This is a genomic window from Marinoscillum sp. HNIBRBA16962 (genome assembly GCF_057801515.1).
Genome location: NZ_CM173603.1, coordinates 754891 through 780055, shown reverse-complemented (window position 1 = coordinate 780055; position 25165 = coordinate 754891). Strand labels below are relative to the sequence as shown.

Below are 25165 nucleotides of genomic sequence, written 5' to 3'. Positions count from 1 at the left end.
TTTGAAGTCTAATAATTCATTACAACGGATTGATAGAAAGGGACTTATACCTCTTTTCACAAAATAAAACCGGGCTTCAGTGCTTCAAAAAGCACTGCCCACACAATTACCCTGATTTGGATATAAAGAAATAGCCAGGGTCTCAGTATATTAGCTGTGCAAATCAAAAAATCTTTTAAAAATGAAAAAAATTACCGCTTTAATCCCATTAGTGATCGTGGTATTTCTATTGTCTTGTAATAAAGATGATGATATTACCAAGCTTACAGATCGAGTAGAAGACCTTGAGGATGCGCTGGATTCCAACAGTATCCTTAGCTACAGAGACTCCCTGGAATTTATCCTTGCCATGAACGAACTAGAATACAAACGGTATACCGATTCATTGAGGCGAGTAGACTCATTGGCGTTAGTAACGGGGGCCAACAACCTACCTTTTACCTACACCATTTTAGTATATGACGGAAGCTCCACTGCGGTGTTTAGTGACGATGGTGGAACCAGAACAGATGAAGCTGCGGCCTTCGACACGGAAGTGACCGTCAGCCTTTCCCAGTTTGGTGAAGTTCGCTCCGTATCCACAACTGATGGAATGGCCTCTTTTAATAACATTGGCCGTGGTATTGTGAATGTTACAGTAAGCGCTACAGATTACACTACTCTGCAATTCTCATTTGAAACGTTGATCGACCCTAGTGAGGCGCTCTATGAGGGTAATGGTAATCTGACCGAAATTCAGTATTGGAACTTCGTTAAAACCGGAAGTATAGGTCACGATGTAGCTATTTTCGCTACTGCCGGAGAAAAAGCTGCCACGCTAACCGGGCGTGCTTTTGCTGAAACCGATCTCACAAACAATGACCCTGAAATAGTTCCTGAAGGAACCATCATCACTGCTGCCATTGATGTAGAAGATGGAACGTTCCAGGACGAATTTATCCTGAACAGAAACAAAACCATTTTCACAGACTATATCCTGAGTTTTGGATATGATCCTGTTTTCACAGCAGCTACCGATGCCAATGGGGATTACACGTTCACATTGGCTGGTGCAGGCAACGATAGCGGACTGCCTTACAAATTTGAATATTCCGATTTCCTATTTGACCAGGTGGCGTTTGTGGAAGTTACAGGAGAGGTAACTACAGAAGCTGAAAGAACTGCTTATGGTCCTGAATTGGGCTACACAGCCATCCCTACGGTGCTTAATGCTGCCACTGTTTCGTTTGCAGCAGGGGGTGGGGCTACTGCCAGTCTTGATACCGAAGGAAATGGAAGCATCATAGATATTGATCTTGAAACCTCCGGTTCCGGATTTAACGGAACCCCTCGTGTTCACATCGCACCTCCTCCGGCAGGCGGAACACAAGCTACTGCCACCGCAACTATTGACGCAAATGGTCGCGTAAATGCAATCACTATTGTAGAAGCAGGATCTGGTTATACTACTGCGCCTACAGTCACTATAACCGAAGGTGGTGGAGCAGCTGCGGAGGTAACTGCTCTTGACGCAAATAGCACAAATGGTGGCGTAGCATCAGTTACTTTACAAAACAGTGGAAGCGGATATGCTTCAGCTCCTAATGTAGTATTCTCAGATGGAGCTTTGGATTCAGCCACTGTAGCTGCCTATTTAGCCTCTCTTGCAGATGCTCCTACGGCAACAGCTAATATTAACTCCAATGGAACTGTTTCTAGTGTATCAATCACAAATGAAGGATCCGACCTTGGTGCTGCACCGAATGTATATATAACTTCAGGAATTGGCGCTCAAGCTGAAGTAACAGCTGTTGATGGAACCGGCGCAATTACAGGAATAACTATTACCAATAATGGTGAATTTTATACTGATGTTCCTAATGCTGTTTTGGTAGCTGGTGGTGGTACCGGAGCAACCTTCAATATAACAGTGAGTAATGGGCAAGTAACATCCATAGCTGCCGTCAATGGTGGTTCAGGTTATGAACTAACTACACCATCAACCTTCGATCTGGTTGCAGTTGGTTCAGGAGCTACTGCTACTGCTCAATATGAAGGAGAGTCCATTGAGGATTTCCAAATAACAAACTCCGGTAACCAGCAAGTTGATGGTTTGTACTACTCAACTGCCCCTGTAATAGTTTTCCCAGAACCTGCTTATAAAGGTCCTGGTTCCGCCCAGGCGACAGGAGATGCTGTCTTGGATTCTGAGGGTAGACTAGTAGGTATCGACGTTACCAATATTGGGTCAGGTTATTATGCCTCACAACTTCCATTGACAATCAGTATTGTATCCGGCTCAGGAGCTACTGCGGATGCAACTATTGAACCTGTAACCATCACTGAAGTGAATGTAGACCTGCCTGGTAGCGGGTACGTGGGAGCTCCAAGAGTTGAAATCTACGATAACAACGGTATTGGCTCAGGAGCTGTAGCTACTGCTGTAATCAATAATGGTCAGGTGACCAGCATTCTACTCGAAGATCCGGGAACAAACTATTCCGCGCCTATGGTGGTGATCGTTGATCCGGGAGAATCATATGACCCTACCGATGGCTCTGTTGTGGCAAACCCTGCTACAGCTGAAGTAGAGGTAACAGATGGTGCAATCACCGCCATCACTATGACATCTATTGGTGACAACTACCCTGCTAATACAAATATCGTATTGAATGCTGGCAGAGGTACCGGCTTTGCAGCTACTCTGACGGTAACCAATGGGCAGATCACCGGAGTAACCGTAGATAATGGTGGTGAAGACTATATTGGAGGTAACACCCCAAGTACAACCCAGTTCTTCTTTGGAATCAATGATGCAAGCTATGAGGCTAAGACGGGCATTACCCGGGTCATTGATATCTTCTACGGAACCGGAAGGCGTGACTAAAGTAAAGCTTTGAACACAATTAAAAACCCCGGCAGATTCTGTCGGGGTTTTGTTTTATCTACATAAGAAACCCACCCTGAATCATCATCAAGGTGGGGTTTTTCTTCTCTTCGATATTGAATATTTCCTAAGCTATCTCCACAAGCTCAATCTCAAATACCAGGTCCTTGCCTGCCAGCGGGTGGTTCGCATCTATTTTGATGTGATCGTCTCCCACCTCAGCTACAAGTACATGCGTTTGCTGGCCTTGCTCATTAGTTGCAACCAGTGTCTGACCAACCTCGGGTTTCATATCTTCAGGAAGCTGAGCCTTATCCACCTTTTGAATAAGTTCTTCGTTTCGGTCTCCATACGCTTCAGTCGAAGGAATCGTTACAGTCTTCTTCTCGTTAAGCTCCATTCCGTTTACTGCCTCATCAAAGCCTTTGATCATCTGCCCGCCACCAACGGTAAATTGTAGAGGGTCTCGCTCCACAGAAGAGTCGAATACCTGACCATTGGTGAGTTTACCAGTATAGTGAACCTTTACTGTATCATTCACTTTTGCTTTACTCATAATCTTATTTGTTTGGTACTAATTAAGGTGAGCCAGATCTGAAAATGCCAATTTTGAACTAATGTTTGGCTAACCTGACAAAATCGATTTTCGATTATAATACCGCAAAGTTAACAATTGCCTGAGGGAATGAAACCTAATCATGACTTTTATGCCTGATTTTCAAGTAGATTGGATTTAAGAAAGGAGAATAACAGGTTTACTTCGTACGATCAATGGTAAACTGTACCAACTGCTCTAAGGAAGTCCTGTAAATGGATTCGGGAAGCTCTGATAGAAGTTGATTGGCTTTTTGATGGTAACTCTCCATGACCTCAGTGGCATATTTAATTCCTCCCGATGCCTTTACGAAATCAATTACCTCGCTTACCAGCTTAGGCTCATCAGCGCTTTTCCTGATCATTCGTTTTATGCGTTTCTTCTCAGACCTACCCACCTGATTGAGTGCATAGATCAATGGCAGGGTCATCTTCTTCTCTTTGATGTCAATGCCTGTAGGCTTACCTATTTCAAATGTACCATAATCAAACAGGTCATCCTTGATCTGAAAAGCCATGCCTACATTTTCTCCAAACTGAGTCATCTTGTCTATAACCTCTGCACTTGCCCCTACAGAAGAAGCGCCCACCCTGCAACATGCCGTAATGAGACTAGCGGTTTTTTGGCGGATAATTTCATAATAAACCTCTTCCGTGATATCCAGCTTCCGGGCTTTCTCCATTTGTAAAAGCTCACCTTCGCTCATTTCCTTTACGGCATTGGACACAATTTTGAGCAGGTCAAAATCATCGTGATTCAATGAAAGCAAGAGCCCCCGCGAAAGCAAAAAGTCACCGACCAGAACAGCGATTTTATTTTTCCAAAGGGCATTAATGGAAAAGAACCCCCTGCGATAATGAGAATCATCCACTACGTCATCATGAACCAGTGTAGCAGTATGCAACAGCTCGATCAGTGAGGCTCCCCGATAGGTAGATTCATTGATCTGCCCCGTAGCTCCGGCACTCAAAAAGACAAACAAAGGTCTCATTTGCTTCCCCTTTCGCCTTACGATATAGCTGGTGATCTTATCCAGCAGCATCACGTTACTGCGCATACTTTTTCGGAATTTCTTCTCAAATTCCTCCATTTCCTGCGCAACAGGGGCTTGTATATCGTTCAGTTTGAGTGGCATGAATTGAATTGAATGCAATATTAACACCTCCTTACCGCTTTCCAAACATGTTAGACAGAATACAATTTTTTGTCAAATACAAAGTGTTTTTTAGATTTGGCTAATTTCCACGACCAGGATTTCAAGAACAGCCCATGAATCATGCTACTTATTATCTGCTTGACGTATTTACCGAAAAAAAATACGGAGGTAACCAACTTGCCATCTTCCCTGATGCTCGATTTATAGACCCATCACTCTTTCAAACCATCGCCAGAGAGCTCAACCTTTCGGAAACGGTTTTCCTGTTTCCACCAGGAAAAGAACCCTGCTACAGCATGCGTATATTCACCCCGGGTCGGGAATTGCCTACTGCCGGCCATCCCACCGTAGGTACCGCCTACTACCTGTCCAGAGAACTCAACCATGCAACCAACAGCATTTCCACGATTCAGTTGAAACAGGAGATTGGTTTGATCGAGGTGGAAATGATCTATGAAAACAACCTGCCTCAAATGGCCACCATGTTTCATCCCTTACCAAAGTTTGGACCCATTCACAACCTCCGGGCTGAGGCTGCCCGACTGCTTTCACTGGAAGCAGATGATATTGAGGATTATCCGATCCAGGAAGTTTCTTGCGGGAATAATATTTTGATCATCCCGGTAAAATCCACGGATTGCTTGAAACAAATACGTTTTCGTATGGATGTATGGGAAGAAATAAAAGAAACCGTACATGACGCGTTCATATATGTATTTACGAAAAATGAAGTAGTGGATGGGGATGTGCAGGGCAGGATGTTTGCCCCGCAGGCCGGAATACTGGAAGACCCCGCTACAGGCTCGGCCAATGCCCCGCTGATCTGCTACTTAAACAGGCACGGCATTATTACCACCCCGGTCAAAAGTTTGCAGGGTTACGAAATGGGCAGACCAAGTCAGCTTTTTCTGGATGTAGACAAAGATAAAAACGGTGAAATCACTCGAGTGAAAGTAGGTGGTAAAAGCGTTTTCATTGGCAAAGGAACTCTTTTTTTAGACTTTGAATGAGCAGAAAATCCTAACTTGCGGGCATAAAAGGATAACCATTATCTTTCTTAACAACAGAAATGCCCTTGCATGAGGAGAAACAAAGTAAGATATTCTGAAATCATCCCAAGAACCCAGCAATGGCCTATTGTTCAGCTATCAAAAGACCGCAAAGCATTCGTTGAAGAAGTAGCAAGAGAAGCTTTTGATAACCTGAAAAAAATTACGCGGGGAAGGTCTTTACGGGAAGAGCTTGAAATGACGGTGTATCGGGAAAAGCTCCGAATAAAAGCAAATCCCTGGAGGGTGGACCCAAAGGATGAAAAAGATTTCTGGAAGGGTATTCAGCACAGATTAGCAGAGAGCGCACCGCTGCCTCCTGAAGAAGCCAAAAAAATCGAAGAGGGCCTGCTACTCGAAATTGTTCAGCGATATGCCAACGAGATAGCCGGTAATTTCAAAAAAAACTCTTATCAGTTTGCCCGCCGGTTTGTCACCTTTGGCTTTGCGCGACTTCTGAATGCCGCAAGGGTGAAGGGGTTTACATCCATGTTCAGCCGCCAGCTGGACCTGGATGACAAGATCCACATTGTGGGCGAACCAGACCATATTCGTGAGTTAGCCAAACGTGGCACGGTCGTGATGGTGCCTACACACTTCAGCAATCTGGACTCCATCCTGATCGGCTGGGTGATACAGTTCCTTGGCTTACCTGCATTCATCTACGGCGCAGGACTTAACCTCTTCAACCTGAAGATCTTCGCCTATTTTATGAACAGCCTGGGAGCTTACAAAGTAGACCGAAGAAAGAAAAACCCCGTTTACCTGGAAGCGCTAAAAACTTACAGCAGCCTGGCGCTGAGAAGAGGCTGCCACTCCCTGTTCTTCCCCGGAGGGACACGCTCCAGATCAGGACAGATCGAAAAAGCGCTGAAGCTTGGGCTGTTAAGCACTTCGATAGAGGCGCAACGCATTTCTTATCAGAAAGAAACACCGGATAAACCGGCCGGGAAAATCTTTATTGTTCCCGTAGTGATCAATTATCATTTTACGCTGGAAGCTCCGGCGCTTATCAACGAGCATCTGAAAAGGACCGGTCAGGAGAGGTATTATAAGGAAGCTGATGAATATACCACCTCCTATAAGATCGCTACATTCTTATTGAAGTTTTTCACCAAAGGCTCAGATATCTCCGTAAGTATTGGCAGAGGTATGGATATTCTGGGGAACTACGTAGATAACGAAGGAAACAGCCTGGACGCCACCGGAAAGATCATTGACCCAAAGGATTACTTTATAAGTGAAGGGAAAATTACGGTAGACCACCAGCGGGAACAGGAATACGTACGGATCCTGGCGAAAAGAATTGTTGAAGAATATCACAAATACAACCGGGTATTTGCAAGCCACCTGGTGGCGTATACTGCGTTTAAGGTAATGGAACGCAAAAATCAGAAACTCGATCTGTATAACCTCCTCAGGCTACCGGATGAGGACCTGGAGATCGACTACCAGGACTTCAAAAAAGCGTTCAAGAAACTAAGAAAGCGAGTACTTAAACTTCATAAGAAAGGCAAAGTAGGTATTGCCAGGCATATGGAGGACAAGGCAGACCAGGCCATAGAGCTGGGACTTGAAAATGTGGGCATGTACCACGCCAGAAGACCACTTATCAAAAGGAAGGATAAGATCGTCATTCAGGACATGAATACTTTGTATTACTATCACAACAGAATGGAAGGTTATGGTCTCGAAAAGCACATCTAAAAAGTCTGTTGGCGTAATCGGGGCTGGAAGCTTCGGCACTGCAGTGGCCAACATCCTGGCTGAAAACAACCATCAGGTGCTCCTCTATGCGCGCACTCCGGAAAGAGCCAAAGAGATAGAAAACAGCAGAGCCAGTGCCGGACACAAGCTCCATGATAATATTGTTGTGACCAATGACCTGGACGCTGTAGGAGGTAATTGTGATGTGATTTTTCCAGTAGTCCCTTCTGCTAACTTCAGGTCCATGATGAAGGAGTTAAGCCCCTTTCTCAAGCCCTATCACATATTAATCCACGGGACTAAGGGATTTGACCTGAATGTTCCCAACCCGGATAAAATCAATAGCCAAAATCCACTTTCACGTGAGCACGTCCGCACCATGAGTGAGGTTATCCTCGAAGAGAGCTCTGTGGTAAGAGTGGGATGCCTGGCGGGACCTAACCTTGCTCATGAGATCAGTCAGAAAAAGCCGGCTGCCACCGTAGTAGCCAGCCACTTTGATGAAGTAATAAGGGTAGGTCAGGGGCTTCTGAAAAACGACCGGTTCCTGATCTATGGCAGTAATGATCTAATAGGCATTGAACTTTGTGGTATTCTGAAAAACATCATCGCTGTTGGTGCGGGAACCATTGCCGGTCTTGGGTTAGGTGAAAATGCCAGGGCGCTTTTTGTAAGCCGTGGATTGGTAGAAATGGTGCATATTGGAAAAACACTCGGAGGAAACGCCCAGGCATTTCTTGGGTTAGCAGGTGTAGGCGACCTGATAGCAACCAGTGCCAGTAGCCTGAGCAGAAACTATACAGTAGGATCCAGGCTGGCTAAGGGAGAAGGAATTGATGAGATCATTGCTTCTATGGAAGAAGTAGCAGAGGGAGTAAAGACTATCGATATTATCAATGAACTGTCCAGAACCTACAAAGTACGCTGCCCGATCACCGAAACCCTTTACCGAATCATACACAAAGAAATGACGGTAGATGAGGCCCATAAGTACCTGATGAAATTTCCTTTCCGAGCCGAAATTGATTTCATTTAATACCTGCCTGGCAAATCAGGTTATCTGACCTGGGCGGATTTCACCTTCCATTGTACTCTCACATTTCGATTCTCTGCCATCGTTTGTGTCCTCACAAACGATTCTGAAAATTCGGTTTGGACACACCGAAAGGCGGGCCGCTCTAATGGGGTTTCCCCTTCTTTCTTATAGGAGTGAAATGTGTAACTCTTATTTGAAGTTGTGTAACTCATCGCGGCAACAGTCCCTCTACATTTGTATGCGGAAATGAAACATTTCTCACCGGAATTTAATAATTCCTTGAAATACTTGATTAAGAATTCGCTTTTAGCATCATCAATAAATAGCTATGAAAAATTTAAGCAATAAGATCATCTTCTTTGTTTGCGTGGCCTTTCTGTTCTCGGGCTGTGCAGCGAATAAAACCCAAAAAGGAGCTGCGGTTGGTGCCGTTAGCGGAGGAGCAATGGGTGCCGTCATTGGCAGGGCATCAGGCAATACTGCCCTGGGAGCCATCATCGGTGCTACGGTAGGTGGAGGAGCTGGTGCCTTGATTGGTCATAAAATGGACAAGCAGGCAGCTGAATTGGAGAAAACAGTCCCTGACGCCAAGGTGGAAAGGGTTGGGGAAGGGATCATTGTAGAATTTAGTAGCGATGTGCTCTTCGGATTTGACCAATCTACCCTTTCTTCAGAATCAAAAGTTTCTCTGGACAAACTGGTGAAGGTACTCAACCTCTATCCTGACACTGACATAGAAGTACAGGGCCATACCGATAGCAAGGGATCTGAATACTACAATCAGGGCTTGTCCGAGAGACGTGCCAGTACAGTATCCGCCTATTTAATCAACCAGAATATTGCCTCCGGTCGTGTGAACATCAAAGGATTTGGCGAAAGAGCGCCCAAATACGATAACAGCTCCGCCAGCAGCCGTAACCAAAACCGCAGGGTAGAGTTCCTCATCACTGCAAATGAAAAAATGAAGGCTGATGCTGCCAGGGAAGCTTCCAATTGATTCCTACCACCAAAAAAAACAAAACAATGAAAGTAAAACTATTTTCTACGCTATTGGCCATGATGTGTGTTACATCAGTGGCCCTCGCACAAAGTACTGGCTCAGAAAAGACCAAAGTGGCCATTTTGGGTGGTGTCAATTTCCAGGCTATCAACGGAACGGACTTCAACGGCGACAAGCTGGAAAGTGATATACTGGTGGGGTTTCATGCAGGCCTTAATATCCAGATACCCCTAGCGCCGGAGTTCTATTTCCAACCAGGTCTGTTATACAGTACCAAGGGAGCCAAAAGTGTGAACAGTTCAGTAACCTCCACCTACAATCTTTCCTATCTCGAGTTGCCCTTGAACTTTGTGTACAAAAGTCAACTTGGTGATGGTTACATCATGCTGGGTTTTGGTCCATATGTGGGTTACGCGCTAAGTGGAAAAGCCACTTATACTTCCGGATCAGGGGAAGTGACCGATGACATTGAATTTACCAATGAGGTAAATGAAGGGGATCCCGCACTGACCCACTATTTCCGGCCTTTGGACATTGGAGCAAATCTTTTCTTTGGATATGAACTGGCTGGTGGTTTATTCTTTCAAATGAATACACAGCTGGGACTGGTGGAAATCAACCCCAACGACAAAAGAACCACCAACAACGAGACCAGTCTGAAAAATACCGGATTCGGTCTTTCACTAGGTTACCGGTTTAACTAAAAGATTTCCCTCATAGGTTCTTATGACAAGCCCTGTACCACAAGGTGGAGAGGGCTTTTTTTGCCATCGTTTGTGTCTCCACAAATGATCTTCCTACATGACCCCCCGGTGTGAAGAGGCGATGTTCCTGATTCAATTTATCTTCCTCCCATCCAGTCCTTAAAATCTCCTGCCTTGTCCTGACTCACCACCACCTCTTCTGCTGCTTTCGGATGGAGATCTACCTGGAGCTTACCCTGGCCGATGCTTTTAAATTGATCAATAGCTGAAATAGCAGCAAGAAATTTCCGGTTTAGACGAAAGAACTGATCCAGACCAGCCTCTAACTCTGAAAGCGGCAAATCAGCCACAAAGCGATTGCCTGCTTGATCCACCAGGAAAGTTACCTTCTGCTCTGAGAAAAAATACGCTATATCCTCAACCGGCACTGACTTATAATGAATGCCTTTCTTGACAAGAATACGACTGATTTGTTGCTTCTCCAGCTTTTGGGCAAACTCCTTTACCTGTGCGTTTGAAAAATGGCTCCCCAACCGCTCAAATTTTTCCAAAGCCCCTTTTAAGTCCGAAAGCTTTATCGGTTTGAGTAAATAATCGATCCCATTCTGCTGAAAGGCATCCAGCATGTACTGATCAAATGCCGTGGTGAAGATGATGGGAGTGGTTACATCAATGTAATCAAAGATCTCAAAAGAAAGTCCGTCATTGAGCTGGATATCCATAAAAATCAAATCAAGTGCAGGCTCCTTCTCAAATGCTTCAATAGCTCCCTTCACATGTTGCGCTTCAAAAACCACCTCCACATCAGACCTCAGCTTGCTGATCAGCGAGATCAAATGTTTCTTCGCAGGTATTTCATCTTCTATGATCGCAATCTTCATCATTTTATCAGGCTGTGAAACAAGGAAGCTTTACGGTGAAAAAACCATCAGACTGTTCAACAACTACCTCTTTCCCTGTCAAAAGCTTATAGCGTTCTTTCAGGTTTCTCAAACCTATTTTGGCGGAGATCCTGGCAGGTTTTAATTGAAGATTATTAGAAACTTCCACCCAATCATTCGCGCAACTGATATCAATCTTCAATGGCTTTTCCTCATCAAATTCGTTGTGCTTCACGGCGTTTTCCAGCAGCAACTGTAATGAAATGGGCGCCAGCAACCTGCTTTCATCCTTCTCTGAAACAGTGACATTTAAGTTTACACCTAAGCCAAACCGGATCTGTATCAGCGCAAAATAACTATTTACAAAATCTATCTCATCTTTAAGTGTCACGAGCTCCTTCTGCTTATTCATCAAAATGTACCGATAGACATCCGATAAGCTTTCATTGAATAATAAAGCCTTTGACTGGTCATGCTCGATCAAATAAGAAAGTGTATTTAGTGAATTAAACATAAAATGCGGATCCAGCTGACTTTTCAGAAGCTCCAACTCCGACTCGATCTTTGCTCTTTCCAACTGCTCAAAATTCAAAAGATCACTCTGCCGCTCTTTGATCAGAAAAACAGTTTCATAGGCATGCGTTACAAAGATCACGCAGATTACATTAGCCAAGGTCACTAACTGGATCACCTCCCAATCTGCATGACCAAAATTGGCAATTCGATACCATCCATAGATCAACCCTACTGTCAGCGGCGCTGTGTAGAACACATTGGCAGCCACGAGCATGATCAGCTTTCTCACCGGATTGCTAAACCAGTCCATATTCTCACGCTGTTTAAAAAGCAACCAGCGGTTTCCATGCCAGACACACCAGGCAATAAAAATGAAATAGATATACCCAAACCAATAAAGCATCTCTCCGGGTCCCAGTGGTCCAAACAGCCCGGTGAAATTAGGTATCAGTATACCAAAAGACGGTATTCCAATCCACCGGATCAGCCGATCATCTATTTTCTTCAGGTGGGTCGAGTTGCTCATTGTTAGACTTCAGTTACCGGATATTGGACTTCAGTAATTTCCATTTGTCCTGATAAAAATAAGCATTTAGCTTGGTTGAAAACTAATCTTAAAATCATGACTGATCTATCACAACTTAACTATCTCGCCATATTTGTTGCGGCGGCCAGTACTTTTTTGCTGGGCAGCGTATGGTATGCTCCTTTTCTTTTTGGAAAAGCCTGGATGGCCGAAAATAAGTTTACTGAAGAGGATCTGAAAGGCGGAATGGGTAAGATCCTCGGTTCGGCCTTTATTCTGGAGGCCATTATGGCCTTTAACCTGGCCGCCTTTATTGGTACTGAGGCTAATGTGACTTTTGGCATTTTTGCCGGACTGGCTGCCGGACTTGGCTGGGTAGGATTTGCCATGGGCGTCACCTACCTCTTCGACCGAAAAAACTTCCGGCACTGGGCCATTGATGCAGGGTACCATACGGTAGCATTTACGATGATGGGCGCCATTCTTGGCGCCTGGCATTAATTCTTTTTCCCTTGCATGGCTCTCACTCGTTGCAGTAGCGGCGGGTGGGAGTAGTGCACAAAGACATATGCCGGATGTGGAGTTAGGTTTGAAAGATGGTCACTACTCAGTTTTTTTAACCCCTCTATAAGCGGCTTTCCATCATAAGTAGTCACTGCATACTCATCAGCCTCGTATTCATTTTTACGGCTGAGCGCATTACCTATTAACCCTAATATCCTGGAAATGGGTGTATAAAGAATACCAAAAGCAAGCATATTGAGATGTAAAGAAGAAATCTCTCCTCCCATCGCCCAGCTCACCTCACTGTCGTAGATCATCAGTGAAAGCAGGTACAACATCAACCCCGTTGTGATGATACTGATGGCTGTCCCCAGAATAATATGCTTCTTTTTGTAATGTCCAACTTCGTGAGCAAAAATGGCCGTCAGCTCAGGCACAGTATGCTTCTCAATCAGCGTATCAAAAAGCACCACCTTTTTCCGCTTACCCAAACCAGAGAAAAAAGCATTTCCCTTGCTTGACCTTTTAGAACCATTCATTACGTAAATGTTTTTCAGCGGGAAATTTACCTTATCACTATACTGCTGAATGGCTTCTTTAAGCTCACCATCTTCAAGCGGAGTGAGTTTATTAAACAACGGCAAAAGAAGCGATGTATAAAAAACATTGAGAAAAAGGATAAAAATGGTAATAGCTATCCAGAAGTAAATCCAAAATCCACTGCCCATGGTCATCACCAGGTATATAAGCAGCGAAAGCAGAATACCCCCAATGATAATCGTCAGCAGATACCCTTTTAGCTTATCCATCCAGAAGGTTTTTTGGGTCATCTTGTTAAACCCAAACCTCTCCTCAATCACAAACTGCTGATACCAGGAAAACGGTGTAGTGATAACATCTGAAATAATGAAGAGCACTCCAAAAAACAACAGGGTGGTGACCGGTGCAAAAGGTGAAAAGCTCCTCAGCCACTTATCGAGCAGCCCAAACCACCCAAAATAGATAGCAGCAAAAGTCAGTATGAAGCTGAAAGTAGCCGTTAGCATCCCAAACCTTGACGTGGTTTTATGATACTGCTGAGATCGGGCATACTTTTCTTCATCGTAAATACCTTCCAGCTCTTCCGGTATTTTCTTTTTGGCACTTTTTGAATTCAGATAATGCAAAACACGCTCAAGCGCAAAGTCAAAAGCGATAATAGCCAGTAAAAGAATAAAGATGGTCTGCTCGGTCATAGTGCAAAAGTAAGGTTTTCCTTTCCGGGATATAAAAAGTTTCTTAAGATGTTACACCCGATTAATTAAAAAAATCTAGTGGAAAATTAATTCCTATTCCAACTAATAGATAACTGAACGCGTCAAAGTAAAAATCCCCTATTTGTGGTATGGTTTTTGACAAAAAACGAAACTATAATTGCATTATAAATCTTAATCCGTTTAATCATTATGAAAAGAGTATTTTTTTTAATCTCTGTTTTAGGAGTACTGGGTTTTCTCACAAACTGTGGAGAAGACACAAAAGACGGCAAAGTGGATGAACCACTAACACCGGAAGACAACAAAGCACTGATCCAGAATATTGGAGTAGAGTTTTTTAATGAAATGGCTACACTGCAAGAGACCAGCAGTGTTCAGTCGCTTACAGCTTTTGGATTATTACTAGAGGAAGATGAGGAAGACCCCGAAGGAGGAAGAGTAACAGGATCAGGAAGTGTGAAACGCATGGCCAAAAACATTGTTGCTTTTGCAAATGGAAGGATCACAGCAATAGAATTCGGTCATCAGGCCCATCGACTTAACCAGGAGCCGGAAGAGGATGAGTTTACTTCCCTGCAGGAACTGTTTGATGAAAGCACGGGAACCTATGAGTGGAATCCGGATACTGAGGAATTTGATTTCACAGATGATAGTGAAGACGAAGTTATTTTCAACTACCCTTCGACAGAAGGAGGGGCTTCCAACAATGCTTCCCTTATCCTGAGCAACTATACGGGTACCACTATTGCAAATCCTATAGATGAGGAATACGAAGGTGACCTGCCTACCACGCTCGATGTAGAGCTGAAGGTGGATGGCACCACTGAAATGACCTATGGGTTCGTGATCGATTACAACGATGAAGGAGTACCTGAATCCGTAGAAACCGAACTCACCCTCAATGACTACAGCTTATCTGTTGACCTGACCAATACAGATACAAAAATCGGAGCTACTGTAAACCTTTCAAACGCCAGCAAAACACTTATCGAAGTGAGCTCGGAAGTGAACGGAGATTTCTCAGATGAGGCGATCGAAGGTGCAGACGAATCAGGAGACCCTACTGAGGTAGTCAATAACGGGAACTTCTCCATGACCCTGCTCAACCTGAAATTCAGCGCTGACCTACAATTTGCCAACCTTTACAACGAAGTAGGCGGTGAGGATTTTGAAGATGAGTATAGTGATTCGGACGAAGAGAAGCCGGACCTGGAAGCAAATGCTACACTAATGGAGAATGCACTGAACGAGTATGCCAGCCTGAAGCTAACCTATGTAGATACAGGAAAACCTGCAGCAGATGTAGAATGGTATACTTATACGGAAACCGACGAAGACTGGCATTACATTGAATACGGTGCCCGCATGGTCTTCGAAGATGAAAGTAAAGTGGATGTGGAAGACTTCCTTGCCACAGGCTTTGAAGAGCTGGAGGATGCTATCAATAACCTGATCCATCAGATCGAAGAGGACATCCACGAAGATCTGGAAGATGTAGATTTTGGTGACCTGTAATTGATCAGCTATCTTGTAAAAGGTTTTAGTTAAAAAAATGTTAAAACGCTGATGGGGAATCCTGTCAGCGTTTTTTTATTTCAGCCTTATCCGGTAGTATGTAACTCCATATCCACCCCAAATCCCTAAAGCAGGCCTGGTACCCACTATGTTAGAGGCCACCTCATTCCCTGATGATCCAAACGGATTACCTGCAGTATAAAGCTCCCGCTCCAATGTCCTCCAAAATTCAAAATGAGCCCTATCCAGTGTACAGAACCGAAGGTGAATGGAATCTCCCTTTGTAAACAACACATCGTCCCCGATATCCGAATAAGATTTCGGGTTTTTCAGCACGGGATGACTAAATGAAATACCATCAAATGCCCGATCAGAAAGGGTTGATTGAAAGGCAGGAGAAAATTTCTCCTCTTCCCCAATAATCCGGGTAAAATATCGGTAATAATTTTGCTCTGAAGGATCATCAGACAACCGGATCCATAGATTACCTAATGTATCCACTTCAGCATCCTGCTCAAACCAGACACTGTCCAGCTCCTGTGGCTGAGGAATAGTGGTTTCGGCAGTATAAGTTTCTCCCCTGCTTCGCACCTCTAGTGTATAGGTTTTACCATCTTCTCCCCTCAGACTTGTCCCACGATAATAATAGGGTGGAAAGTACTCGGTATTTCTGAAAAGAGTCAAAACTTCTTCCTCTTCTCCATCAGAAACGGCTACTCGTGCGGTCGTTACTACCAGGTCCAGCAAGCTGGTGGAATCCACTGCTTCGTAAAAACCGGAAGTAAGTGTTAGATACACCACAGGAAACTCCCCCTGCTCTATGTATCCATCCACCACCAATTTAGTGTCGGTAGAGCCGATCTCATCTTCCAGTGAATAACAACTGCTGAAGATTAGGGCCAAAAACATCGATATGATCCTAAAACTTGTACTCATAGCTCACAGACGGTAGTACCGGAAAAAGGGAAACCTTCTCCAGGTTGATATCAAGCGAATACTCTTCCACGTTTCCCTGCACATCAAAGTAGATAAAGTATGGATTTTCCCTGTTGTAAACATTGTAAACAGAAAAAGACCAGGTCACCTGCTCATTTCCACGGGGATGAACGGATGCGGCAAGATCCAGACGGTGATAGGTGGGCATGCGAAACGCATTTCTTGACGAATACTCGCTTACCACCCTTTCATTGATCACATATTTTGCAACGGGTAATGTCAACGCATTGCCACTACTCAGCTTGAATAACCCTGAAAATGTCCAGTTCCCAAGCTCATAACTGCCTACCAGATTTAGGTCGTGTCTCCTATCGTATTTGGCGGGGAAAGATCTGCCCTCATTCAAATCAGAGAAGATCCGTTCTGTTTTCCCCAACGTATAATTCACCTGGTATTTAAAAGCACCTTCATTACGCTCTAATGACCACTCTGCCCCATAGGATCTACCCTTTCCAAAAATAAAATCATCGTCAAAATTCTTGCTATCCGAGTACCCTGCAATCGCTCCGTTTCTGTACTCCAATTGATTGTCCAGAAGTTTGAAAAAGATTTCACACGAAAATTTTACGTTATGCTTTTCCAAGATCCTGAAATAGCCAAGGGTAAATTGATGGGCACTTTGTGGCTGTATTTTATCTGAACTGGGCACCCATATATCCGTAGGGAGAGAAACAGAACTCAATGGCGAAAGATGGATGTACTGAAAATTCCGATCATACGACATTTTCATGGAAGCTGCAGGGGTCAGGAGGTAGGTAGCATGAAAGCGGGGCTCCGGATTTAAATAATGAGCAACAATAGATCCATTTTTATAAAATGTAGAATCACTTGCTAGATTGTTTTCGGTGGTTTCGTAACGAGTAAATGGACCTACCTGAGCAAACCCACTCAATCGCAACCCTATTCCTATACGAACCTTCTCATTGATGTCTACCTGATCATCAATAGAAATTGCTCCTTCAATTGCTGGTAACCGTACAGCTTCTGCAAGCGAATATTCATCATTCCCGGTATTAATGGTCACCTGTGTGGGACGAAAAGTCCGTTTGTTCATCTCACCCGAAAATGTAAACTGATGACGTCCTGTTGCATAAGCTACGTTGACCCCTGCTTTCCAACTGGCTATATACGATCGAAGGTCCACCTCATAGTTACTGATCTCTGTGAGAAAACGCTGATTGTACCGTCCCCCGTTTATATAAACTTCAGCATCGAGGTTAGGGCTGATGATCCACTTCCAGCTTCCGCCAAGGTTATACGTATTCCACTGAATGATATTAGCAAATGACCGATTACTTTGATAAGCATAATCATCAGAACCCGCAAAACCAGTCAGGGTAATTCGGTGACTTTGACCAACCTGATGATAATATTTCCAGATAATATCCGAAAAAGTATAATCGGTCCTCCTTTGAACCTCTCCTCCTTCCGGAAAAAGATTTTGTGTGATCAGATCCACGTAAGATTTTCGTACAGATAAAAGCATCGAAGATCGTTCCTTGACGACTGGTACCTCGAGGTTAACATTAGCTGCCAAAAGACTGAGTCCTAAACTTCCGGATACCTTTTCCACATCAGGATTGATGGTATTGATCTCCATTATGGATGAAAGTCGACCTCCGGTATGAGCTGGGTATCCGCTTTTTAAAAAATCTACCCGGTTTATTGCATTCGCATTAAATGTGGAAAAGAAGCCAAAGAGGTGATTCGTATTATAAAGCTCTATATGATCCAGTTGGATCATGTTTTGGTCAATACCTCCTCCACGAACGTAATAACCATTGTTACCGTCAGTGCCTGTAGATACACCCGTCTGCGTTTGGATAAACTTTACCGGATCCTGTTCTCCAAGCAGGTAAGGAAGATCAGAAGTAGCTTCAATCCCAAAACTGATAAGCCCTGGTGCCTGGGCCAGTTGGTTTTCGAGCTTATTGCCGGACACCGTGACCTCCCCTATCATAACCTCTTGTGGCTCCATTTTTACTGCAAGACTGATGTCTCCCGCCAGGGAAAGCGTGTCACTAACTGATCTAAAGCCAACAAAAGAAATTGTATATGACAGGATGGAATCTTTAAAAATCGAGGATGCTAAACCATCCTCATCCGTAATGAAGACATGCCCCGATCCTGTAATAATAGACGCACCAACTAAGGGCCTATCATCATCACCTGTCACCTGCCATTCTACCCGATTTTGAGCATAAAGTATCCAGTTAAATAAAAGTAACTGAAGCAACAGACAGATTCTGATCATAACAGACCAAAAATATCATATCTACCCTAAAAAGGAAGACCTAATATGGTAGACTCATAAAAAAACTTTGCTTAATCTATAGATTACCCTGGTGCAGGCGCTTTTTGATGTCGGATAACTCGGCTCTGATGTCTTTGAGGTCTTGTTCAATGGCTCCCTCCACAGCCAGAAAGCCTGCTTCTACGTTTTTTGCTAAATTTGTCCATAGTCTTTATGAAAAGTTCATTAGACTGCTTCAGTTCATCCCTTAGCTTATCCAATCCTACTTGCATCTTGTCACTACCAGATTGCACCTGATTTTCCAGCTCGATGAAGCCAATTTTCATCTCGTGTCGCAATTTGCCGATCTGGTTTAATGATTTATCCATCTTTTATTGGTCTAAAACCAAAAATACTATAAACCTTTCATAATACATAAGCACCAAACCGCTCCTTCATTTCTAAAAAATAAACGGTACCGGACATCTCAGCTCCCTTACTTCGCGAGGTGGCTTGTTGGGAGGTGCAAGATTGAAAGTATAGATCAGTGATATCTCATGGGCTCCTCCACTACCAATCCCCAGGTCAGAAACAGTATAATCGAAGCTATAACCAAATGTCAGGTTATTGATATTCACACCTACCATACTAATGATGGATTCACTGTTTTTAGTTCCTTCAAACCCATCTATAGGCAAACCACGATACCAAGCACCAAGCAGTATCGGTTCCAGTGTGAAATAAACTCCAACATCCAGCTGTTTAAACTCCCCCTGCTGTTTATAGTTGAAGGATGGTGTCATGCTGCGCTCTTTGCCATCCGGATGAGGTCGTGCCCTCATGCTTAGCTGGGTAAACGGGATTTTATACCCCCCATGAAGCGAAAACTTTCTGGGGAGCCTGGAATCGCCTCCGGTCAAAGACTGATTGGGCTCCAGAATATGGTGCATGGCTGCTCCCACCCAGATCTGTTTGCCGAATAAGATACCCCCGAAAGCCAGGTCAAAAAAACGCGCATTCAGACCGGTATCAAAGGTTTCATCCGTTATTGGCCGTACCTGGCCCGTATTGTCAAACTGGTCACCAAAGGTGAGCTCACTGAAATTCAGATCTCGCCAATAATATGATACCTCTACGCCAGGCCTAAAGGTCCATTGATGAGTGAGACTTACCTGGTAGGCATACTGCAGACCAACATTGGTAGATCGCAGACCGGCCAGCCCTTCCTGATCTGTATTTACAATGAGTCCGGCAGCACTAAACTGGTCTTCAAAATAATAATCTATATAAAAGGAATACGTCTCAAAGTTTGCATCAATGGAAGGCCACTGGTTTCGATAATTCACCCCTGCCCTGCCTTTTTGATTAATCCCTACCAACCCGGGATTCAGGTATAAAGGAGCCGCATAATATTGCGAAAATTGAGGGTCCTGGCCCTGGGCATCGTTTGATATAAAAAAACCAAAAACAAACGCCAGAAGTGTGAATCGGGAGAATGACCGGATACAGTTATATGAAGCAGAAGTGATCAAATTGATAGTAACTGCGTTAAAATTTAATTGCTAAACTACGTAATGTAACGTAAAGTTACTCGTTAGTATTTTACTGTAAGCAACATTATGCTTATGATGGGGTAGCTATGTCCTGAGTAAAGTAAAAGACAAAAGTAAAAAGCTAACAAACCCGCCTTAAGGTAAGTTGCATTCATTGTGTATAATTTAGGTTAATTTTACACGGTGTTGCGACAGTGGAAAATCCACAGAAGAGAACTGTAGCGTTTCATGAAGAATTTGTTAAAAACAGGTGCCCTTACAGGATTATTGCATGCTATCAGCCTTGCAACCTTCGCTCAGAATATTACCGAAACTCAATGGTATTTCGGAAACTCTGTAGAAAACTTTGTAATTGATAGAAGCGGACGTACAGCAAGTCTCGAAACCAACCAGGCTACACCTTTTGGTACTGGAGGATCGGCAGTAATTGTAGATCAGCTTAAAGGAAACCTACTCTTCTACTCTGATGGTCAGCGGGTGTATGATGCCACACATAACCTGGTACCGGCTGTAGCCGGAGGAACGTTACTCAATGGCGACCCTACCATCAATCAGCCCGTGGTAGCCTGTCCTTTTCCAGACAACAGCGACCAATATTATCTCTTCACTAACAATGGTACTGAGGTAGAATACAGCGTGGTAGACGCATCAGTACAGGGGAATGGAACAATTCCTCAGTTTCCGCGTGGAGATGTCACCTCGTTCAATCAACCTTTTGGAGTGAGTAATCCATCAGAGGGAATGGCCATTATCGAAAGCGCAGACGGACAAAGCTTCTGGCTGCTGACCCAGGATCAAACTTCTTTTGTATTTCGGGTGACCCAAATCGACAATATTGGTGTGGGAGCAACTGTTCAATACAATGTTTTCCCTGCAGGCAACCCTGGATTTGAAGCGGTTCAGTTTGCAAACCTTGGAGACTCTCTGATAGCCGTGGCTCCAAAAGGAGCTAACCGTAACGTCATGTTAATGGATTTTGACAATGCGACCGGAGCACTAACTTTTAATCGTTCCGTTCAAAATACAGGATTCCCCGACACAAGCTCTACAGTGGTATTTGATGTGGAGTGGTCCAATGATGGCAGCAAACTTTATATCTCCAGAACCGGGGACGGTACAAATGCAGGAAACTTATACCAGGTAAACCTCGCTGACACGGTGAATGTCCCCATTCCTGTCAATCAGGCTCTACCGTATTCCATCTTCAGAAGCTATGGACTTAAGCGTGGTATTGATGGGCGAATTTATCACCTGTATCAGCTCAATGATGCCACCTCACCATTCAGGTTGGGAAGGATCAACCGGCCGGACAGCACTGTTGCAGTAGGTATCATGTACGACAGCCTTGTTTTTGATGCTAACTTCAACGGACAGCAGTTTCCACAATTTGCTCCTGCGTACCTGCCACCTGATTTTTTCAATCTCAGCTTCACCTACTTTGACTCGTGTCTGAATAGCACCACGAAATTTGCCGCTTTGGTAGATCCATTGCCCCAAAACTACTTCTGGGACTTTGGTGATCAATCCGGAGGAATCGGACCTGCTCCTATACACGAGTACGTGCAACAAGGATCCTACCCGGTCACCCTTACCGTAGAGCTAAATGGAATAACCCAATCGTACACGGAAAACGTAGCGATTCTGACCGCTGATACGGCTGACCTGGGCAACGATACTACCATATGTGTGGATGAAGTACTTGAGCTGGACCCGGGAGTAGATGGCGCCCTGGGCTATGTCTGGAGTACAGGCGAAACCTCTGAAACCATAGAGGTAGACACTGCCGGCACTTATTGGGTGGAGGTGACAACAGCATCGGGTTGTACCACCTTTGATGATATTGTGGTTACAGAATACGGTGTACAATCACAGGTATACAATCAATGGTATTTTGGGGAGATGGCCGGACTCGACTTTTCTCTTGGGGCCCCGGTCCCCATCACAGATGCCAATTTGATGTTTTCGCCCGAAGGTTGCGCCACCATTTCGGACATAAATGGTGATCTGCTTTTCTATACCAACGGCTCCACCGTCTGGAATAAGGACCATGAGATTATGGCCAATGGCATGAATATCGGTGGAGACAGTACAGCTGCCCAGTCAGCCATCATTTTGCCTTTTTCGGATGATGAGACGCTGTTTTACATCTTCACCACGGAAGAAGTCTATGGGGACTTCACTTTCAACACCAGGATGTCTATCGTGGACATGAAAGGTGACACGGCAAAAGGTCAGGTGATGATCAAAGACGTGCCCCTGGTGGAGTGCAGTACTGAGCGGGTAACAGCGACCGGATTTGGGGGCACGCCGGTTCTGATGCTTCATGAGTATGGAAACAACACCTTCAGAGCCTACCAGATCAGCAACTTCGGATTGAGTTTTGCGGTGTTTTCTTCATCAGGTGAAATTCATGCTTTTGAAGAGGAGCCCAATGCTACCGGGTATATGAAATTTTCACCCACATTAGACCTGGTTGCCACACTGATTCCGGATAATCCCAATTATGTAGAGCTTTCTGATTTTGATATCAACACCGGTGAGGTCAGTAACCCCCGACTGATTGATATTCAGGAGCCCGGATCGTCAGCTTATGGACTTGAGTTTTCTGGTAGTGGCCTCAAGCTATATATCACCACCACCGGAGCAAACTCCAAACTCCTGCAGTATGATCTTGACAGCCTGAATTCACAGAACCCGGCTGCAAATATTGAAGCTACTAAATTTGAATACCCCAACAGTACCCCGAATTACGGAGCACTGCAAATGGGGCCGGACGGAGTTATATACATGGCTATCGATGGGCAAACTGATGTAGGATCCATCAGCAATCCGGATGCAGATGATATGATGGCTTCATTTGCCGAGGCATCCGGGGTGACACTCGCAGGCAGAACTTCCAGATTAGGCCTTCCCAACTTTACCCAGATATCAGGCACATCACCTCAGCAACCAAGCATGTCCACTACCATCGCCTGTGCTGGCCTTGAAACCCAGTTTTCAGGTACGGGAAGGGACTCATCCATTGAAACTTACAGGTGGGATTTCGGGGATGGCGCTGCTACAGGATTCTTAGATAGCCCGGATACTACTCATGTTTACACCACTCCCGGCACTTACATCGTAGAACTTACATTAAGAAACCGATGCGATGTAGATTCAATCTTAACAGAAACTATAGAGGTGTTTTCCATTCCTGAAGAACCTATGGTGCCGGAGGACACCGCGCTATGTGGAGGAAGTGTAACACTCTTTGCCTGGGATGAGGATCGTCAGGATCTGAATTACTATTGGTCTACAGGTGATACGACCCGCTCAGTCACTTTCAGCGCTCCTGCAGTGGTAGATGTAGCTATCATCAATGATGATGGCTGTAGCTCAGATACCCTGACTGTTTTTGTAGCCGATAACGAAACATTTATTGATCTGGGCCAGGACCGCTTACTTTGTCAGAATGATACCGTAGTGCTGGACGCAAACGTAGCTGGCAATGTCTATACATGGACCCGTAACGGTGTGGTGGTAGGAGACCAGAGAACACAGCAGGTAAACACCAGCATAGCAGGCACTTTCAGTTATGCCGTTGAGTTTACCAATACCTTCACCGGATGTGTCTACAGTGATACGGTGGAAATCACTGTGCAATCAGCTCCGGTAGCCAGTCAGAGTAATGTAGTACCGCCTGAATGTGGCCAAAACAATGGATCATTTCAGCTGGATATTGGTTCTTCCGGAAGCTTCAGTTATGACCTGCAGGGACCTGTAAGCGATGGGCCGTTTACATTTGACGGACCAGGCACAACCCCTCCATTTACAAATCTACCATCCGGTACTTATACATCCAGAATCGCCAATACGGTGAATGGTTGTGTCAATACGCAGGTCTTACAGCTTGAAGACAATGCTCCTTTTGACATTCAAGCCAATGCCTTAAATGACTGTGCCCGAACAAGCGATATTTCGATCAATTTTTTAAACGACCTTCCTGCCACTGTAGATATCAATGTGACCAATTCTTCAGGATTCAACGTTTTCAGCTCTACAGAAGACCTGACAACCAGAGTTTTTACGATTGATGATCTCGACAGTGGTACGTATTATGTGGAAGTGAGAGATGTGGCTCCTCCAAACTGCATTCAGACGGATACGGTAACGCTTTCAGTAACTGACGAGTGCTTCAGGAGAATTTTCGTGCCAAATGCATTTAGCCCCAACGGAAACGCCCAGAATGAAGAGTTTTTTGCTTTTCCCAACCAGTACGTAGATCAGTTTGAGATCTTCATTTACAATCGCTGGGGAGATCTGGTGTATTACTCTGATACAAAGGATTTTCGGTGGGATGGCACTTTCCAGGGGAGCCTTGTAAGTCCCGGCACCTTTGCATACAGGATGCTATTTACCAGCTCTTTGGAGCCTGAAGCAGGGACACTCGAACAGTACGGCTCTGTAACGGTTGTTAAGTAAAGTAGAATATGTCATTTTTTGATCAGGTATATCAAACACTTTTTCCCAGGAAGGATCAGAAAACAAACCTTCTTGTACATGAGTTGATCAAAAGAAGTGACAACTACCTGACCAAATATGATTTTTGGAATCACTCGCCAAGTCACTCAAATACACTGCGGGAAATATCCGCGGCTTATTACCTGAAATCTAAAGGTGTAGCCCAAAAACCTGAAGTTCACCTGTTAAAATCTCAATATTCGAATGGGTTTGCTATCTCTTTTCATAAGGAAGAGATGGATGAAAATGAATTTCAATACCTTTTTGACTGGTTTGCGGATTCAGTAGAAAAAATCGGCTACAAAAGATCAAATAGCGATGTAACCATCATAGACAAGGGATCATTCATTGAAACCCGGGAAAAACATTATTTAAAACCTGTTTTAGATGATCAGGTCCCCATTAACCAGCGATTTGGCAACGTCCTGATCGAACATATTCTGATCGATGACAAGCCCAGCTTTTTAAAACTCATGGCCAACATCTACAACGATCGTTCGTATGCAAAAGCAGAGGATTTTGAAAGTTTGGCTAAATATTTGTTTGAACTAAATTAGACCAGTGCAATTAAA

The 25165-nt window shown here is 44.3% G+C and carries 19 protein-coding genes; 10 read left to right on the top strand and 9 right to left on the bottom strand.

Going from position 1 to position 25165, the window contains the following annotated elements; translation table 11 throughout:
- Positions 1 to 181: 181 nt before the first annotated feature.
- The gene (locus AC3E9V_RS03225; protein WP_488751749.1) at positions 182 to 2866 is read left to right on the top strand and encodes a beta strand repeat-containing protein; all 2685 of its coding nucleotides are present in this window, start codon (positions 182 to 184) and stop codon (positions 2864 to 2866) included.
- A 127-nt stretch (positions 2867 to 2993) separates the two neighbouring features.
- On the opposite strand, the gene AC3E9V_RS03220 is transcribed toward AC3E9V_RS03225, so the two are convergent.
- Both AC3E9V_RS03220 and AC3E9V_RS03215 read right to left on the bottom strand, forming a co-directional pair.
- Positions 2994 to 3422, bottom strand: coding sequence for an FKBP-type peptidyl-prolyl cis-trans isomerase (locus tag AC3E9V_RS03220; RefSeq protein ID WP_488751748.1), 429 nt, complete (start codon positions 3420 to 3422; stop codon positions 2994 to 2996).
- Between the two features lie 199 nt (positions 3423 to 3621).
- Positions 3622 to 4596: a polyprenyl synthetase family protein gene (locus AC3E9V_RS03215; RefSeq protein WP_488751747.1), complete on the bottom strand. Its 975-nt coding sequence runs from the start codon at positions 4594 to 4596 to the stop codon at positions 3622 to 3624.
- A 134-nt stretch (positions 4597 to 4730) separates the two neighbouring features.
- Here AC3E9V_RS03215 and AC3E9V_RS03210 point away from each other — a divergent pair, with 134 nt between their 5' ends.
- From AC3E9V_RS03210 to AC3E9V_RS03190, 5 genes are all read left to right on the top strand, one after another.
- Entirely contained in the window at positions 4731 to 5627 is an 897-nt protein-coding gene (locus AC3E9V_RS03210; protein WP_488751746.1) for a PhzF family phenazine biosynthesis protein, read from the top strand.
- 69 nt (positions 5628 to 5696) lie between these two features.
- Positions 5697 to 7373: a 1-acyl-sn-glycerol-3-phosphate acyltransferase gene (locus tag AC3E9V_RS03205; protein ID WP_488751745.1), complete on the top strand. Its 1677-nt coding sequence runs from the start codon at positions 5697 to 5699 to the stop codon at positions 7371 to 7373.
- Positions 7351 to 8409, top strand: a complete 1059-nt coding sequence (locus tag AC3E9V_RS03200; protein WP_488751744.1) for an NAD(P)H-dependent glycerol-3-phosphate dehydrogenase — start codon at positions 7351 to 7353, stop codon at positions 8407 to 8409. Before AC3E9V_RS03205 ends, AC3E9V_RS03200 begins: the two co-directional genes overlap by 23 nt.
- 328 nt (positions 8410 to 8737) lie before the next feature.
- The gene (locus tag AC3E9V_RS03195) at positions 8738 to 9406 is read left to right on the top strand and encodes a YiaD family glycine zipper/OmpA-like lipoprotein (protein WP_488751743.1); all 669 of its coding nucleotides are present in this window, start codon (positions 8738 to 8740) and stop codon (positions 9404 to 9406) included.
- A gap of 26 nt (positions 9407 to 9432) precedes the next feature.
- Complete coding sequence (locus AC3E9V_RS03190) at positions 9433 to 10113, top strand: porin family protein (RefSeq protein WP_488751742.1); 681 nt, start codon at positions 9433 to 9435, stop codon at positions 10111 to 10113.
- A 137-nt stretch (positions 10114 to 10250) separates the two neighbouring features.
- On the opposite strand, the gene AC3E9V_RS03185 is transcribed toward AC3E9V_RS03190, so the two are convergent.
- Both AC3E9V_RS03185 and AC3E9V_RS03180 read right to left on the bottom strand, forming a co-directional pair.
- Positions 10251 to 10997 carry a LytR/AlgR family response regulator transcription factor gene (locus AC3E9V_RS03185; protein ID WP_488751741.1) on the bottom strand — a complete coding sequence of 249 codons (747 nt, stop codon included), beginning with the start codon at positions 10995 to 10997 and terminating at the stop codon, positions 10251 to 10253.
- Positions 10998 to 11001: 4 nt separating this feature from the next.
- Positions 11002 to 12036, bottom strand: a complete 1035-nt coding sequence (locus AC3E9V_RS03180) for a sensor histidine kinase (protein ID WP_488751740.1) — start codon at positions 12034 to 12036, stop codon at positions 11002 to 11004.
- A 96-nt stretch (positions 12037 to 12132) separates the two neighbouring features.
- Here AC3E9V_RS03180 and AC3E9V_RS03175 point away from each other — a divergent pair, with 96 nt between their 5' ends.
- Complete coding sequence (locus AC3E9V_RS03175) at positions 12133 to 12537, top strand: DUF1761 domain-containing protein (RefSeq protein WP_488751739.1); 405 nt, start codon at positions 12133 to 12135, stop codon at positions 12535 to 12537.
- Here AC3E9V_RS03175 and AC3E9V_RS03170 read toward each other — a convergent pair.
- Positions 12534 to 13775, bottom strand: coding sequence for a M48 family metallopeptidase (locus AC3E9V_RS03170; RefSeq protein ID WP_488751738.1), 1242 nt, complete (start codon positions 13773 to 13775; stop codon positions 12534 to 12536). The genes AC3E9V_RS03175 and AC3E9V_RS03170 overlap by 4 nt on opposite strands.
- A 210-nt stretch (positions 13776 to 13985) precedes the next feature.
- Between AC3E9V_RS03170 and AC3E9V_RS03165 the strand changes: the two genes are divergently transcribed.
- Positions 13986 to 15311, top strand: coding sequence for a hypothetical protein (locus tag AC3E9V_RS03165; protein ID WP_488751737.1), 1326 nt, complete (start codon positions 13986 to 13988; stop codon positions 15309 to 15311).
- A gap of 75 nt (positions 15312 to 15386) precedes the next feature.
- On the opposite strand, the gene AC3E9V_RS03160 is transcribed toward AC3E9V_RS03165, so the two are convergent.
- The 4 genes from AC3E9V_RS03160 to AC3E9V_RS03145 all read right to left on the bottom strand — a co-directional run bounded on the left by AC3E9V_RS03160 (position 15387) and on the right by AC3E9V_RS03145 (position 20072).
- Positions 15387 to 16247: a DUF4249 domain-containing protein gene (locus AC3E9V_RS03160; protein WP_488751736.1), complete on the bottom strand. Its 861-nt coding sequence runs from the start codon at positions 16245 to 16247 to the stop codon at positions 15387 to 15389.
- Positions 16231 to 18561: a TonB-dependent receptor gene (locus AC3E9V_RS03155; protein ID WP_488751735.1), complete on the bottom strand. Its 2331-nt coding sequence runs from the start codon at positions 18559 to 18561 to the stop codon at positions 16231 to 16233. Before AC3E9V_RS03155 ends, AC3E9V_RS03160 begins: the two co-directional genes overlap by 17 nt.
- 146 nt (positions 18562 to 18707) lie before the next feature.
- Positions 18708 to 18929 (bottom strand): hypothetical protein, encoded by a 222-nt coding sequence (locus tag AC3E9V_RS03150; RefSeq protein WP_488751734.1) that lies wholly within the window; start codon positions 18927 to 18929, stop codon positions 18708 to 18710.
- A gap of 72 nt (positions 18930 to 19001) precedes the next feature.
- Positions 19002 to 20072, bottom strand: coding sequence for a PorP/SprF family type IX secretion system membrane protein (locus AC3E9V_RS03145; RefSeq protein WP_488751733.1), 1071 nt, complete (start codon positions 20070 to 20072; stop codon positions 19002 to 19004).
- Positions 20073 to 20321: 249 nt separating this feature from the next.
- Here AC3E9V_RS03145 and AC3E9V_RS03140 point away from each other — a divergent pair, with 249 nt between their 5' ends.
- Both AC3E9V_RS03140 and AC3E9V_RS03135 read left to right on the top strand, forming a co-directional pair.
- Positions 20322 to 24554 carry a PKD domain-containing protein gene (locus tag AC3E9V_RS03140; RefSeq protein ID WP_488751732.1) on the top strand — a complete coding sequence of 1411 codons (4233 nt, stop codon included), beginning with the start codon at positions 20322 to 20324 and terminating at the stop codon, positions 24552 to 24554.
- A gap of 8 nt (positions 24555 to 24562) precedes the next feature.
- Positions 24563 to 25150: a hypothetical protein gene (locus AC3E9V_RS03135; protein ID WP_488751731.1), complete on the top strand. Its 588-nt coding sequence runs from the start codon at positions 24563 to 24565 to the stop codon at positions 25148 to 25150.
- Positions 25151 to 25165: the final 15 nt, after the last annotated feature.